Source organism: Fulvivirga ulvae (genome assembly GCF_021389975.1).
GTDB lineage: Bacteria > Bacteroidota > Bacteroidia > Cytophagales > Cyclobacteriaceae > Fulvivirga > Fulvivirga ulvae.
Map to the genome: position 1 here is coordinate 1344806 of NZ_CP089981.1, position 15531 is coordinate 1360336.

Here is a 15531-nt window from a genome sequence, read left to right on the forward strand (position 1 = left end):
ATTAAAAAGCTCGACCGAAATATTCAGTCGAGCTTTTTTAGTTTCTTCAGACTTTCAATCAACTGATCTGCCGTTTCGGTTGCGTTGTTCCATCTCAGGTCTGCCTGTTCATAAAAGAAGAGCCGGTTCTTGTACAATTCTTCAAGTTGTCCCTTTAGTCCTTCCCGAGATGAAAATTTTGGTCTCTTGTCCTTCTCGTAGGCATTAAGCCTGGCCACCAGTTCCTCTAGTGGTGTATCTATAAAAACACTTACACCATTGGCTTTAATAACATCCATATTATCAAAAAAACATGGGGCGCCACCACCAGTGGCTATAATTAAGCCTCCTTCCGATTCAACAGCATTATGTAAAGCTTTCTGTTCGAGCTCACGAAAATGGGCTTCACCATGCTGAGCAAATATTTCTTTGATTGTACATTGTGCCTGCTCCTCGATTTTTTGGTCAAGATCAATAAAAGGCATGTTGAGTTTGGCTGCCAACTGTAGACCAACTGTAGATTTACCAGAGCCGGGCATACCAACCAGGAAGATTTTATTTTGCAAGCCCATTGACGGTTTCTGACGACGGCACATCGTTGTGGTGCCATTTCCCTAAAACAATACCATGCTTAAACAGCAACACCCCCGGATTGGATCGTATCATAGCTTTCAATACAGTCGCATCAGTTTGATAATAGGGAACAGCCAATTGATACTCGTGGCGAAGAGCTTCAAAATCACCCTCACTGGCCGAAGTCAGCACCATAGGCTTTATGGAACTTTCAAGGCCATTGACCAGATCAACTATATCTTTAATGTGTTCCTTATTGGCCTTTTGCGTGTCATAAAATACAAGAATCAGCTTTGCTCCGTCAAATGACTCCTGCGTAAAATCTTCTCCTTCAATGCTCAACACCTGATAATCTGTTATTTTTGGCGTTGACTTTTCCGGGTTGGCCACTCTTGATGAAACATATTCATATCCAGCGTCGGGCATAAGGTATTTATCGGACTCTATCAACTCTCCATCCGGACCTTTGAAAGTATACTCCAGCTTGGGGGTTTCTTCGGCTATCATATTATCAGGTATGCTCGCTCCGATTTTATACGGACGGAAATCAATATAAGGAAGATGTTGAATAGCATAAACACCAACCGCAAATGATACTACGGTTACCGCTCCAATAATAAAATGGCCCGGCCTGTTTCGGAACATAGGCTCAAAACGTCCGCGATGCCAGAACAGATGTAGTACAAAAACCATCAAAATGACATCCTTATAAAAAGATTCCCATGGCGTTAAAGGAATAGCATCTCCAAAGCAACCGCAGTCTGTCACCTTGTTAAAATATGCCGAATAGAATGTAAGGAAGGTGAAAAAGATCATTAACAATAAAAGAATCCAGGTTGCTGTCCTCATTTTATAATTAATCAGCACTGCTATCCCCAATACCACCTCAAGTACAATAAGCACCATGCCTAACGGCAAGGCTACAGGTATAAACCATTCGAAGAATGATCCAAAATCAGCAGCAAAAACATCAAAATATTCCTCCAGTTTTATCTTGGTGCCTATTGGGTCATTGAGCTTTATCAGACCGGAAAAGATAAACAAGCCACCTACAAAAACCCTCGAAAAAATATCAATCCCTTTCTTTATCATTTAACCAAAAAATTAAGTTTTATCAATGCAAATACTGAATAGTTGATCATATCCTGATAATTGGCTTTAACCCCCTCAGATACCAGAGTCACGCCCTGATTGTCCTCTATCTGTTTTACACGGAGGAGTTTCATCAATATAATATCGGTAATCGAACTTACCCTCATTTCCCTCCAGGCCTCACCGTAGTCGTGGTTCTTATTCTGCAAAAGATCAAGGGTCTCCTCTGCTATACGATCATACAACGGTTCAAGTTCATCATATTTGAGATCGAGATTAGAATTGTCCTTTAGTTCAATCTGAATAATGGCCATGATGCAATAATTGATGATACCAATAAACTCTGAGGTTACGTCTTCACCAACTTTTTGCTGTCCCTTATCCTGAATTGAGCGTATTCGCTGCGCTTTTATGTATATCTGGTCAGTAATAGAAGGAAGCCTTAATATCCTCCACGCGGTGCCATAATCTTTTGTCTTCTTTTCAAAAAGTCCTTTACACTCCTGTATTACCTGCTTATATTCGCTGACCGTTTTATCTATCAATTTTAATGCTTATTTTATATAAATAACCTTCTTTAAACGTGGCGAAAGATACAGTTTTTTCAGGTAAAAAAACACTCAACATTGGCGGAAATGTAGTCAGCCTGCAGTCTCCGCTGGTAATGGGAATACTTAATACCACACCGGATTCCTTCTTTGACGGTGGCAGGTATACCCATGAAGAAACTATCCTGGCCAGGGCTGCTGCCATGGCAGATCAGGGCGTGGATATTATTGACATCGGAGGCTATTCTTCCCGCCCAGGGGCCGATGACATCCCGGAGGAAGAGGAGTTGAAAAGGGTCATCCCACACATAAAGAACATCAAAAAAGCATTCCCCGATGTATACCTTTCTATCGACACTTTCAGGGCTGCTGTAGCTGAACAAAGCATAGAAGCAGGAGCCGATATTATCAACGATATCTCCGGAGGTGAACTGGATAAACGTATGTACGATGTGGTTACAGATACGCAGGTACCGTATATATTAATGCACATGCGCGGTACCCCTAAAACTATGACCAAAAACACTGCGTATGATAGTCTTTTGATTGAAATTCTCGATTTTTTTGAGAAAAAAGTGAGCGAATTACATTCGAGAGGTGTTAAAGATATAGTGGTGGATCCGGGATTTGGTTTTGCCAAAACAATGGATCAAAATTATGTTTTGCTAAAAAATTTGAAGTATTTTAAGGTTTTAGGGCTTCCATTATTAGCAGGAGTTTCCAGAAAATCATTTATTTACAAAAAACTTGGTATTGCCCCATCAGAAGCTTTAAACGGAACCACTGTTCTAAATACAATTGCCCTTCTTAACGGGGCACAGATTTTGAGAGTCCACGATGTGAAAGAGGCAGTTGAAACAGTAAAACTTTTTAATTTAACTTATAATAGTATAGAAAATTGATCTACTTATTCAGCATAGGTTTTTTGGAAGTCAGTTGGGTTGATGTAATTGACATCATGCTGGTAAGTATTCTCCTCTATCAGGTTTATAAGTTGATGCGTGGCAGCGTTGCTGTTAAGATTTTCCTCGGCGTATTATCATTATACCTTATTTACCTGATCGTAAGGGCTGCACAGATGGAACTTCTGGGATTAATCCTTGGCCAGTTTATGGGTGTTGGTGTTCTCGCCGCTATCATATTGTTCCAGCCGGAAATCAGAAAATTCCTCCTTTTGATTGGCAAGACGACTGACTTCAATAAAGGCAATTTTTTCAACGGTTTATTTGTATGGAAACGCAGAGCCCCAAAAGAAGCCTATAACATCACTCCTATAATTGAGGCTGCCAAAACCCTTGGCGGCACAAACACCGGGGCATTGATCGTTCTTTCCAAAGATTCTGAATTAAAATTCTATGCAGAATCAGGAGACATCATAGATGCCTATTTATCCAAGCGATTGTTGCTTTCAATATTCAACAAGCACAGTCCGCTTCATGACGGCGCGGTTATTATATTTAAAGGCAAAATAAAAGCAGCCAGGTGTATTCTTCCTGTTTCTGAAAATGACGCATTGCCTGCGCAGTTTGGCTTACGGCACAGAGCTGCCCTGGGGATGTCTGAAATTACAGACACTATGGTGCTTATTGTATCAGAAGAAACAGGCCAGTTTTCTTTGGCAAGAAACGGCAAATTGCTTCATAACCTGTCTCCTCAGGAGCTACGAAAGAAAATCAATGATTACCTCACCACCGAAGACGAGAAAAAAGAAGAGGCTGTAGAGGAGCCTGTCGAAAAGGAAGCAAAAGCTACGTCGATAAATGAGGCCAAGGCAAGAGCCTGAAACAATAAAAAATCCCCTCTTGATAACAAGAAGGGATTTCTTTTGGGGTAGCGTTTTTTTACTTTATAACTTCTAACTCCCTGCCAATTTCAGTAAACGCCTGAATGGCCTTATCCAAATGCTCACGCTCATGGGCTGCGGACATCTGCACCCTGATTCTGGCCTGTCCTTTAGGAACTACCGGATAGAAAAACCCTATCACATAAATGCCTTTATCTAAAAGTGCATCGGCAAATTTTTGTGCCAGCGGAGCCTCATATAGCATAATAGGCACAATGGCGTGAGTTCCGGGCTTGATATCGAAACCTGCCTTTGTCATTTCTTCCCTGAAATATTTAGTATTCTCTTCAAGCTTATCCCTCAATTGAGTAGTCTCACTAAGCATATCAATCACTGCAATAGAGGCCCCCGTAATAGAAGGAGCCAGCGTGTTTGAGAATAAATAAGGCCTCGATCTTTGTCTAAGGATTTCGATAATTTCTTTTTTACCGGACGTAAAACCGCCCGACGCACCACCAAGAGCTTTACCCAGAGTACCTGTAATTATATCCATCCTGCCGATCACACCATGATGCTCATGAACTCCTCGGCCTGTTTTTCCCATAAAGCCGGTGGAGTGGCATTCATCGGACATGACCAGGGCATTGTATTTATCAGCCAAATCACAGATTTTATCCAACTGGGCTATGGTACCATCCATAGAGAATACACCATCAGTAACTATTATTTTCTCCTTAGCCCCGGCAGCATCAGCCTCCTTGAGCTTGGCTTCGAGGTCTTCCATATCATTATGGCTGTACCTATACCTCATCGCCTTACACAACCTCACCCCATCGATAATAGAAGCATGGTTGAGTGCATCTGATATAATTGCATCCTCAGGACCAAACAGTGGCTCAAACACGCCTCCGTTGGCATCAAATGCGGCCGCATAAAGAATCGTATCTTCCATGCCCAAAAACTCAGAAATCTTTTTCTCCAGCTCCTTATGTATATCTTGTGTACCGCAAATGAATCGTACGGACGACATTCCGTATCCATGGGAATCTATTGCTTCTTTGGCTGCCTCTATTACTCGCGGGTGCGACGAAAGTCCCAGGTAATTATTGGCGCAGAAGTTTATAACCTCTTTACCATCCTGCGTCTTGATTACTGCTCCCTGAGGTGTTGTTATAATTCTTTCTTTTTTATACAGGCCTGCTTCTCTGATAGAATCAAGTTCATCCTGCAATTTCTTTTTAAGCGTATTGTACATATTTATCAATCAGTTTTAGGTCTTTTCTTGATCACAGGTTTGGGTTTAAATTTCGGTTTACTTTCACCTGCATTTCCTTCGCCATCTGGTTTGGCTTGTATTTTCGGCTTGACCTGGATTTTTGGCTTAGTTTTCATCACCGGCTTCGGCCTCATCGTTGGTTTAGCGGCACTTTCCTTTTTCTCCCCTTCCTCCTCTTTTTTAGGCTTGGGTTTCATTATAGGTTTTTGAGACCCTGCTTTCTTCTCTTTCACCACCTCAACAGGTGCTTCATAAGGAAATGCATGCCTGAGCGGATTGATCAGAAAGAGCTTCTGAGCAGTAAAACTTTTGGGGTGCATTTGATCAAAAATAGCTTTCCATTCATTCCATTGTGATGAATTAGCTTTCCTGAAAGCATCAGAGTCGATCTTTTTGCTATGTAAATATTCGTTGAATTCCATAAGCCCGAGTAGCAAATATAAAAACTTTATCGAATGGGCAATAGTTATTAAGCCAGGCAAATGATTTGGTTTGCACGTCATTTAATTGGTAATTTCGCACCATCAAAATTTTAAAGAGACCTCATGAACAAAATATTGGTGATTGGTGCCTGTGGACAGTTAGGTTCTGAATTAACATTGGCCCTCAGAGATATACATAGCAAAAATAATGTTGTAGCTTCTGATGTCAGGGAGCCTGAAGGTGATTTGGCCGACGGGCCGTTTGAAATACTCAACGTTATGAATAAATCTGATCTGGAAAATATTATAGACAAATATTCTATAACCCAGATATATCACCTGGCCGCCATACTTTCTGCCAAAGGCGAGAAAGACCCCAAATTTGCCTGGGACCTCAACATGAACAGTTTACTGAATGTACTGGAACTTGCCAGGGATAAAAAACTTGAAAAAATATACTGGCCAAGTTCTATTGCCGTATTTGGCCCAAACACACCAAGCAAAAATACCCCCCAGCATACAGTAATGGATCCGAATACAGTATATGGAATCAGCAAACTGGCCGGGGAAAGGTGGTGTGAATATTATTTTGAAAAATATGGAGTGGATGTCAGAAGTCTGAGATACCCCGGATTAATAGGTTATAAAGCAAAACCCGGCGGTGGAACAACAGATTACGCTGTGGACATTTTTTACAAAGCTTTAGAAGATGGTACTTATGAAAGTTTTCTTTCAGAAGATACATATCTTCCCATGATGTACATGGATGATGCTATTAAAGCTACTATAGATATAATGGAAGCTGACAAAGAAAAGATCAAAATCAGGTCAAGCTATAACATTGCCGCGATCAGCTTCTCTCCAAAAGAAATAGCAGGTGAAATCATGAAACACCTGCCAAACTTTTCCATAACTTATAACCCTGACTTCAGGCAATCTATCGCAAATTCCTGGCCTGACTCAATCGATGATTCTGAAGCCAGAAGTCAGTGGGGATGGCAGCATCAATTTGATTTGTCTAAAATGACGTCTACCATCCTCACCGGATTAAAAGAACTACTGAACCACCAGGCGGGTTGAGATTATAACCTGCCCTGATTTAACCTGGAGCATGTAGAATCCGGCTTTAAGATCATTTTGAATAGTTACTGCACCATTACCGCTAACTACTTCTGATTTCACTAACTGACCGGCATTGCTATAGATTGCAATCTCTATATCTTCATCAGCATCCGCACCTGTTTGAATGGTTAACATATTAGAAACATTAACCGGGTTAGGGTATACTGATAAGCCTTTTATCGTTGTATAATCCACAGTAACCACGTCAAAATAAGCTGTGGTACCATCAAAATCTGTTTGTGACAATCTGTAGTAAGACCTTCCTCTTATCGGAGCATTATCAGAGTAACTATAATTCAGCACACCTGTATGAGAACCAGCGCCACCAATCGTCGCAACCTCTTCATAGTCAATGCCATTATGCGACTTTTCGATTGTAAAATAATCATTATTCTCTTCAGAAGCAGTCGACCAAACAAGTTCAACTGAATGATTTATAACTCGTGCATCAAAAGATAATAGAGATACAGGAAGTGGAGTAGAGCCTCCTCCTTGTATAAAGTCGTAAATATCAGGGAAATCATTCTGCAAGTCGCTGCCAGCATTCATTTCGGAAGCATCCGGCACTAAATCACTAGCATCTCCAGTATAGTTGCCTGCATATACATTACCAGTACCCGTATATGAACCCTGCGAACCTGTCTTATTAAATGTTCCGCTAATTATAAGGTTTCCATCGGAGGCCAGAACTATTTTATTACTAAGCTCCATATTACCTAACACGATCATAAAACCTCCTGAATTGATCACAAGATTCATTGCCTTATTTGCAAAAAAGACATCCCCATACACAACCAGGGTATCATTAATGATAAAATCATAAGCCTCCTTATTCGCAGAAAAAGTCAGTATATCACCAGAGCCAGGAGCCGGAGCCGGGGCCGTTCCAAGATTGATATATCCGTTCATAGTTATATCGCCATTAGTTATGGGCAAATTGAGAGAAGCAGGAGCTGTACCATCTGTCCAACTTCCGTTAGTTGTCCAATTTCCAGTGTAATTGCTGTAAGTGCTTTCTTGTGAAAACACATTCATTGTGGCTAAGAGTAATGCGGATATTGTAAATAATGTTTTCATGATTTTTTTCCTATTCCTAGTGTATTTATTTTATTTTTATCTAAAAAGTAACCTGAGTAATAAATCTGTTTAAATGATTACTTTAATATACATACCCAATTTACGAACCAATTACACCAAAAACACATATATACCTCAATTTCAATTATTTATAAATTCTATATTTTAAAATTTTTCCCAAAATAGGAAAAAACATCTAGAAATAGCACTAAAGAGCATGTAAGATATGAAAAAATAGCACGGCGAGGAATGTAGTGATTTTTCGTTTGCTCATTCTCTCGTATATTTGAAGCCACATTAGTCGAAAGAAATTTTATGAGTTTATATCAAAACCTGACTGAGGAAATTCGCAATGGGATTCTCACTCTGACTGTATCAAGACCTGAACACCTTAATGCGCTAAATACTTCTACTATTGAGGAACTTAGGACCGCTATTCAAGATGTATATGATAACAAGGAGATTAAAGGGTGCATCATTACCGGTGAAGGCAGCAAATCTTTTGTGGCTGGTGCTGACATTAAGGAAATCGCTGAGCTTAATGAGCTTAACGCCAGAAAATTTGCTGAGAATGGTCAGGAAGTATTTTCACTGATAGAGCAATGTGAAAAGCCAATAATTGCAGCTATCAATGGTTTTGCTCTGGGTGGCGGATGTGAACTTGCCATGGCTTGCCATATACGTATAGCATCAGAAAATGCAAAATTCGGTCAGCCTGAGGTAAATCTGGGTATTATTCCCGGCTACGGTGGTACTCAAAGGCTCACTCAACTTGTTGGTAAAGGCAAAGCTCTGGAACTTATGACTACCGGTGATATGATCACCGCCCAGGACGCCAAAAGCATTGGCTTGGTAAACCATGTTGTGGAAACAAAGGAGGAATTGATGGAGCTGAGCAATAAGATCATGAGCAAAATCATTTCAAAAGCCCCTCTGGCAGTCGGCATGGTCATTAATTGCGTTAACGCATACTACTCTTCTGAAGAAAACGGTTTTCAGGCCGAGGCCAACTTCTTCTCTAACTGCACAAAAACCGAAGACTTTCATGAGGGAACCAAAGCTTTTATAGAAAAAAGAAAACCTGAATTTAAAGGCGAGTAATCCAGTACTCAAATGGGCAAGCTGAGAAGTCTGGCGAGTCAAACCGCTGTTTATGGTATTAGCAGTATTCTAGGCAGGCTTCTCAACTATGCTCTGGTACCTCTTCATACTCAGGTATTTCCGGACTCTGAGGATCTTGGTGTTGTTACGGGCCTATACGCCTATGTAGCTATACTGATAGTAATTTATACTTTCGGCATGGAGACAGCGTTTTTCCGTTTTGCCACCAAAGATAAGCTATCCGATACTTTCAATGCTGCCTCCACCACGGTAGCTGTGGTAAGTACATTATTTTCTTCCTTTATCATACTGTTTGCCTCCGATCTGGCAGTTGCAGCTGGCTACCCCAATGCCTCAACGTTAATAATATGGCTGGCCATAATTCTATGGATAGATAGTATATTAGCCATCCCATTTGCGAGGTTAAGACTGGAAAATAAGGCCAGGCTATTTGCTACTGCCAAAATGCTGAACATCATTATCAATGTCGGCCTTCAAGTGCTGTTCCTCATGGTCATCCCTTTTATGATTTCCAATCAATGGCCCGGATACCAATTCCTGAATTCCATTTACAGCGACAGTTTAGGCATTGGATATATATTTCTGGCCAATTTAATAGCCAACGCCCTGCTGGTACCTATGCTTTGGAGGTCAATCTCTAAAATCAGGTTTAGAATAGACTGGAATAAGCTCAGGCCTATGCTTATTTATGCCTTTCCAATTCTGATCACCGGAGTTGCGGGTATGTTTAATGAACAGCTGGATAAAATTCTTTTGGAACAGTTGCTTCCGGATGATTTTTATGAAAACCTTTCAAGTACAGGTGCGGTGGGAGTTTATGGGCAGACATTCAAGTTAAGTATTTTCATGATGCTAGCCATCCAGGCATTTCGCTACGCAGGAGAGCCTTTTTTTTTCAGCAACGCCAAGGATCCTGACGCTCCCAATCTTTTTGCGCGGGTCATGCATTATTTTGTGATCTTAAGCATGCTTATACTGGTGCTTGTTAGTATCAATGTTGACCTCATCGGTTTCATATTCCTTCGCAACCCCGAATATCGGACTGCCCTGTATCTGGTACCTATATTACTGCTCGGAAAGTTCTTCTATGGCATCTATATGAACCTGAGTATATGGTTTAAGCTAACAGACAAAACCGCCTATGGAATGTACTTCAGTATCATTGGTGCCATTGTGACCATTACAGGAAATTTTCTACTTATTCCTTATATTGGATATTTGGGCTGTGCTATTACTTCCGTACTTTGCTATGGCTGCATGACCCTTATCTGCTACATTTGGGGACAAAAACACTACCCTATTCCTTATAATTTCAAAATATTATTTCCATATTTCATCGTTTCATGTGCCTTTGTCATAATGTCCATGTCATTTGAATATGGTGATTTCTTGATAGATAGCTTTATTCGCATTATTGTTTCAATTGGAATCCTTGCAGCTATCTACTTTTTGGAAAAACCTCGTTTGATTAAAAAATAGAACTTATTTCATTAGTTTTGCCTCCTTAATAAACTTTTTTTGCACATACTTAAACAGAGATATTTTCACGATGAATATAATAATACCTATGGCCGGAAGGGGTACAAGATTACGCCCTCATACATTAACAGTTCCCAAACCATTAATGCCCATCGCCGGCAAACCCATTGTTCAGCGTCTGGTGGAAGATATTGCTAAAGTAAGTGATACATCCATCGAAAAAATCGGCTTTATTATAGGCAGGGATTTTGGCAAAGACGTGGAAGAAAATCTCAAAAAAATAGCAGCTTCTGTAGGTGGTGAAGGACGCATTTACTACCAGGATGAAAAGTTGGGTACAGCTCACGCCATTTTGTGTGCTCAGGAGCTTTTGGCAGGCAATGTAATTGTGGCCTTTGCTGATACCCTTTTCAGAGCCGACTTTAAAATGGATGCCTCTAAAGATGGTATTATTTGGGTGCAGCAAGTAGATGATCCATCAGCCTTTGGTGTCATTAAGGTTGACAATGATCAAATCATCACCGACTTCGTTGAAAAACCTGAGACTTTTGTATCCGATCTGGCCATCATTGGTATTTACTATTTTAAGGATGGTGAATTTCTTAAAAAAGAAATGCAGTACCTGATCGATAATAACATTAAGGATAAAGGCGAATTCCAGTTGACGAATGCACTGGAGAACATGAAAAAGAAGGGTGCTAAATTTAGCCCCGGTCAGGTATCAGAATGGTTGGATTGTGGAAATAAAGATGCTACAGTTTACACCAACAAAAGATATCTTGAGTTCATTAAAGACTCCGATTTAGTAGCCAAAACCGTTCAAAAGAAAAATTCCGTAATTATCCCACCTGTATTTATAGGAGAAAACGTGATTTTAGAGAACTCAGTCATTGGTCCTCACGTTTCGATAGGTGAAAATACTATAATCAAGAGTTCTGTCATCCAAAATTCTATCATTCAGACAAATAGCGAAGTGAACAACGCTAACTTCAAAAACTCAATATTGGGAAATTTCGTTAGTTTTGAAGGTAAATCTGATGATCTGAGCCTGGGGGATTATAACTCCGTACAGTAATCATTGTTAATTTTTTGATGGGTTTTAGCAAACATTATATCGCAGTCATTTTTTGCTCTTTAATTTCAGCAATATCTTTACATGATGCGTCTGGCCAAAAGACAAAAAACAAAAATGACATTTCTGACTCCAAATTAAGGGAGGCAGAATTCTATTTTACAGAAGGAGAGAAGTATTTTATTCTTGAAGATTATGCCAAAGCCCTCGTTCTCTTTCAGAAATCCCTGGAAGTAACACCCGACAATGCTACGATTTACTACAAGATAGCTCAAATACTGGCTCAGGGTAACGAATTAGAAAAGGCCCTGGCTCACATTAAGGAAGCCCTGAGCCTTGACCAGGACAACAAATATTTCTATGTACTTGCTGCTGATATTTACACTCAGCTTGGGGATTTTAGCCATGCAGCTGATACCTATGAAGAAATGATAGGCAGGCTCGATAATACCGACCAGTATCTTTTCGAACTGGCCGCAATTTATATTTATCAACAAAGGTATGATGATGCCTTATCCACCTATAACAAGATAGAAGCTGCGTATGGTATATCAGAGGAGATTATTACACAGAAACAAAAAATCTACTTACAAAACAATAATCTTCAAAAGGCCCTTGAAGAAGGCCGGCGATTAATTGAGGTATACCCTGAAGAGGAAGCATACATTCTAAAGCAGGCAGAAATATTAATTTCAAATGATCAAAATGAAGAGGCGATAGTTTATCTAAAGTCTTTTATTAAAGATCACCCCGAAGCCACTCAATCTTTGCTGGTGCTATCCGAACTTCAAAGAAAAAAAGGCCATGTAGAGGACGCTATTAAAAACATAGAGCAGGCCTTTAAAAACCCAGACCTGAGTGTCGACAATAAAATTCAGCTTCTGGCAGAATACAGGGTTGAGCTGAAGCCGGAAGATTTAAACAAGTTTGGATTACAACTGGCCAAAATTTTGGTAGAAGCTCACCCCGATGTAGCTGACGCCTATACTATTTACGGGGACTTACTACAGGCCATAGGGGAAAATAATAAGGCTAAGGACCAATACTTGCGCTCATTGGAATTAGACGGATCAAACTTCGCTGTATGGCAAAACTCCTTGCAAATACTTACGGAGTTGAATAAAATGGATAGTGTACTGCTTATTTCCGATAAAGCCCTGGAGCTATTTCCTAACCAGGGATCGCTATACTATTTTAGTGGCATTGCTCACCTTCAAAAACGGCACTACGAAGAAGCGGTTGCAGCGCTTGAGCATGGAAAAAGATTATCGTCTGCCAACCTGGCTTTGGTAAATGCTTTCAATAGTATACTGGGAGACGCCTACAATGGCAATCAGGAATATGATAAATCGGCCAAAGCATTTGAAGCTGCTTTAGATTATGATCCTAATAATTATGCGGTACTTAATAACTACAGCTATTTTCTGGCACTTCGAAAAGACGATCTCGAAAAAGCTGAAAAAATGTCGGCTAAAGCCGTAAAGGATAACCCTGATAATGCTACTTTTCTAGACACGTATGCATGGGTACTATACATGAGAGGAAAGTACAAAGAGGCAAAAAAAATAATAGAACATGCTATATCAACAGGTAACGCATCTGCCATACATTATGAACATTATGGAGATATCCTGTATAAATTAGGTAATGTAGATGGAGCTGTAAAGCAGTGGCAAGTTGCAAAAGGCCTCAACCCTAACTCCGAATTGATAGACAAAAAGATAGCTGACCGCAAACTCTATGAATAAAACAACAGCCCTCTTTCTCACCTGCTTATTATTGATCATTTCCTCTTCATGTAGTAAGCGCTTATCCGGTGTGCACTGGAATTTCCTCGATAAAAACAAACTTGATGTTCAGCAGGTTGACTTCGAATACTTCTCAGGCAAAGCCAAAATCAACTATAAAGATGACGAACTGGATATAAAAGCCAAGGCCAATATAAGAATTAAGAAAGACAGCGTTATATGGATAGCCTTCTCATCAGTAGGAATTCAGGGCGCGCGATGTCTCATAAGTAAAGATTCAATAACCATAGTTAACCTGGTGAAAAAGGAATATTATGTTTTCAATTACGATTCACTGACCAAGCAGTTTAATTTCGATGTTAATTATGAAGCTATACAGGCTGCCGCGTTAGGTAATTTACTGGTAAACAGGAACCGCTCCGACGAGGTTATTAAGGACGAGAGTTTTTACATTCTCAAACAGCAATCCGGATCGGTTAGCCTAAGCAACTATGTTAATCCTAAAACCATGAAAATCGAACGTGTTGAGATGCTGGAAAATCCCTCAAAAAATTCCGCTGTAATCCGCTATTACGATTTTCAAATGGTTGGTTCTCATGCGTTTCCTTTTTCAGAGATAATTTCATTATTTTACAAAGGCAAGTCCGGCACACTCAATACCGTAATTGAGTTGGAGTACAGCAAGGCCGAAATTGAAGATAAGGAACTAAAATTCCCTTTTAACATTCCAAAAAAATATGAGCGTAAGTAAAAGAATTTTTGGAATATTTTTCCTCTTATTACTTTTTAGCACATCCACCTCCATTGCTCAAAAATCCAAAGCCCAGCTTCAGAAAGAGAAGCAGGAAAACCTGAGAAAAATACAGGAAGCGGAGAAAATCCTTGCTGAAACTGCCGGTAAGAAAAAAAATACTCTTGGACAGTTGAACGCACTGAATCAGCGAATTAAAACCCAGGAAGACCTGATCAGCTCCATAAGAAAGGAAATCAACCTGTTGAATGAGGAGATAGAAGAGAATAATCAAATTATTGCATCCCTAGAGGACGATGTGAAGCAATTAAAAAAAGAGTATGCATCCATGGTTTATGCTGCTCATAAAGCCAATAGCGGGTTTAACAAGCTCACATTTATTTTTTCTGCCAAGTCTTTCAATCAATTTTTGATGCGACTGCAATACATGGATCAATACGGCAAAGCCCGTAAAAAACAGGCGGAACAGATCAGTAAAGTTCAGGAAACACTTAGCTCACAAATACTGCTAATTGAAAGTAAGATGTCAGAAAAAAACATCCTTTTGGCAGAGCAGCTGGAAGAAAATAAAAGTCTGTCCAGCTTAAAACAAAATCAAAGCCAATTGGTGCAGAATCTTCAGCAGCAGGAGAAATCCTTAAAGCAGGATCTTGAAGAACGCAGAGAAGCTGTTGCCAAGCTTGACAAACTGATCAATGATCTGATCAAAGAAGAGTTGGAAAAAGCACGTAAGGCAGAAAAGACCGTAACAGATGCCAGTGTTAAGTTATCTAATGAATTTGCCGACAATAAATCTAAACTTCCCTGGCCAGTATCGGGGTTCGTCTCTCAAAAATTTGGAAGGCATAATCACCCTGTACTGAAGGGTATAGTCGTTCAAAGTACCGGTATAAACATTCAAACAAAAGAAAAAGAAAAGGTAAAGGCAATATTCAATGGTGAAGTAAGAACCGTAGCATTTATACCTCTGGTCGGAAACACCGTAGTGATTAATCATGGTGATTATTATACCGTATATGCCGGTTTGAAGGATGTGCTTGTAAAAACAGGGCAAAAGGTGATTACGGGTCAGGAGCTCGGGGAGATTATGACCAATAAAGATGGTGTTTCTGAACTGAAGTTTGAAGTCAGGAAGAGTGTAACAGCACTTGACCCTCAGCAATGGTTAAATCGTAATTAAGCGAACTTTTTCTATCTCAATTATCTTCTATGTGAAGCGAGTTTTTTCTCGTTGATTAATTAATGTATATCTTTACAACGCAATTTTTAAATAAAATACAGATGAAAAGTTTATTTGCACTAGGCATGCCCGGAGGTTGGGAGTGGGTCATCATCATACTGGTAGTATTGATATTCTTTGGAGCCAAAAAGATTCCAGAACTGGCACGAGGACTGGGTCGTGGTATCAGAGAGTTTAAAGATGCTACCAAAGAGATCAAAAAGGATATTGATGATTCATCAAAATTAGAGGACGAAAAAAAATAACC

General features: G+C 39.9%; 16 protein-coding genes. 10 read left to right on the plus strand and 6 right to left on the minus strand.

Annotated elements, in window-relative coordinates; all coding sequences use genetic code 11:
* Positions 1-23: 23 nt before the first annotated feature.
* Genes LVD17_RS05650 through LVD17_RS05660 form a run of 3 tightly spaced genes read right to left on the minus strand, consistent with a single transcriptional unit; the run spans position 24 to position 2189 of the window.
* On the minus strand, positions 24-545 hold the full coding sequence (locus tag LVD17_RS05650) for a shikimate kinase (RefSeq protein ID WP_233765335.1): 522 nt from the start codon (positions 543-545) through the stop codon (positions 24-26).
* Positions 535-1644, minus strand: coding sequence for a BT_3928 family protein (locus LVD17_RS05655; protein WP_233765336.1), 1110 nt, complete (start codon positions 1642-1644; stop codon positions 535-537). Before LVD17_RS05655 ends, LVD17_RS05650 begins: the two co-directional genes overlap by 11 nt.
* The gene (locus LVD17_RS05660) at positions 1641-2189 is read right to left on the minus strand and encodes a DUF1599 domain-containing protein (RefSeq protein WP_233765337.1); all 549 of its coding nucleotides are present in this window, start codon (positions 2187-2189) and stop codon (positions 1641-1643) included. Before LVD17_RS05660 ends, LVD17_RS05655 begins: the two co-directional genes overlap by 4 nt.
* Positions 2190-2227: 38 nt before the next feature.
* Between LVD17_RS05660 and folP the strand changes: the two genes are divergently transcribed.
* Both folP and cdaA read left to right on the plus strand, forming a co-directional pair.
* On the plus strand, positions 2228-3094 hold the full coding sequence (gene folP / locus LVD17_RS05665) for a dihydropteroate synthase (RefSeq protein ID WP_233765338.1): 867 nt from the start codon (positions 2228-2230) through the stop codon (positions 3092-3094).
* On the plus strand, positions 3091-3975 hold the full coding sequence (gene cdaA, locus LVD17_RS05670; RefSeq protein WP_233765340.1) for a diadenylate cyclase CdaA: 885 nt from the start codon (positions 3091-3093) through the stop codon (positions 3973-3975). Before folP ends, cdaA begins: the two co-directional genes overlap by 4 nt.
* A 58-nt stretch (positions 3976-4033) precedes the next feature.
* On the opposite strand, the gene kbl is transcribed toward cdaA, so the two are convergent.
* Positions 4034-5230 carry a glycine C-acetyltransferase gene (kbl, locus tag LVD17_RS05675; protein WP_233765342.1) on the minus strand — a complete coding sequence of 399 codons (1197 nt, stop codon included), beginning with the start codon at positions 5228-5230 and terminating at the stop codon, positions 4034-4036.
* A gap of 5 nt (positions 5231-5235) precedes the next feature.
* The gene (locus LVD17_RS05680; protein ID WP_233768003.1) at positions 5236-5733 is read right to left on the minus strand and encodes a hypothetical protein; all 498 of its coding nucleotides are present in this window, start codon (positions 5731-5733) and stop codon (positions 5236-5238) included.
* A gap of 63 nt (positions 5734-5796) precedes the next feature.
* Here LVD17_RS05680 and LVD17_RS05685 point away from each other — a divergent pair, with 63 nt between their 5' ends.
* Positions 5797-6753, plus strand: coding sequence for an NAD-dependent epimerase/dehydratase family protein (locus LVD17_RS05685; RefSeq protein WP_233765343.1), 957 nt, complete (start codon positions 5797-5799; stop codon positions 6751-6753).
* Here LVD17_RS05685 and LVD17_RS05690 read toward each other — a convergent pair.
* A complete protein-coding gene (locus LVD17_RS05690; protein WP_233765344.1) occupies positions 6730-7872 on the minus strand; it encodes a T9SS type A sorting domain-containing protein in 1143 nt (380 codons plus the stop codon). The two genes, LVD17_RS05685 and LVD17_RS05690, sit on opposite strands and share 24 nt — an antisense overlap.
* A 315-nt stretch (positions 7873-8187) precedes the next feature.
* Here LVD17_RS05690 and LVD17_RS05695 point away from each other — a divergent pair, with 315 nt between their 5' ends.
* From LVD17_RS05695 to tatA, 7 genes are all read left to right on the plus strand, one after another.
* Positions 8188-8973 carry an enoyl-CoA hydratase/isomerase family protein gene (locus LVD17_RS05695; protein WP_233765345.1) on the plus strand — a complete coding sequence of 262 codons (786 nt, stop codon included), beginning with the start codon at positions 8188-8190 and terminating at the stop codon, positions 8971-8973.
* A gap of 12 nt (positions 8974-8985) precedes the next feature.
* Positions 8986-10473 carry a lipopolysaccharide biosynthesis protein gene (locus LVD17_RS05700; protein ID WP_233765346.1) on the plus strand — a complete coding sequence of 496 codons (1488 nt, stop codon included), beginning with the start codon at positions 8986-8988 and terminating at the stop codon, positions 10471-10473.
* A 70-nt stretch (positions 10474-10543) separates the two neighbouring features.
* Complete coding sequence (locus tag LVD17_RS05705) at positions 10544-11548, plus strand: sugar phosphate nucleotidyltransferase (RefSeq protein WP_233765347.1); 1005 nt, start codon at positions 10544-10546, stop codon at positions 11546-11548.
* A gap of 17 nt (positions 11549-11565) precedes the next feature.
* Positions 11566-13293: a tetratricopeptide repeat protein gene (locus LVD17_RS05710; RefSeq protein ID WP_233765348.1), complete on the plus strand. Its 1728-nt coding sequence runs from the start codon at positions 11566-11568 to the stop codon at positions 13291-13293.
* A complete protein-coding gene (gene lolB1, locus LVD17_RS05715) occupies positions 13286-14044 on the plus strand; it encodes a lipoprotein insertase outer membrane protein LolB1 (protein WP_233765349.1) in 759 nt (252 codons plus the stop codon). The genes LVD17_RS05710 and lolB1 overlap by 8 nt, the downstream gene beginning before the upstream one ends.
* Positions 14031-15224, plus strand: coding sequence for a murein hydrolase activator EnvC family protein (locus LVD17_RS05720; RefSeq protein ID WP_233765351.1), 1194 nt, complete (start codon positions 14031-14033; stop codon positions 15222-15224). The genes lolB1 and LVD17_RS05720 overlap by 14 nt, the downstream gene beginning before the upstream one ends.
* A gap of 101 nt (positions 15225-15325) precedes the next feature.
* Entirely contained in the window at positions 15326-15529 is a 204-nt protein-coding gene (gene tatA / locus LVD17_RS05725) for a twin-arginine translocase TatA/TatE family subunit (protein ID WP_233765353.1), read from the plus strand.
* Positions 15530-15531: the final 2 nt, after the last annotated feature.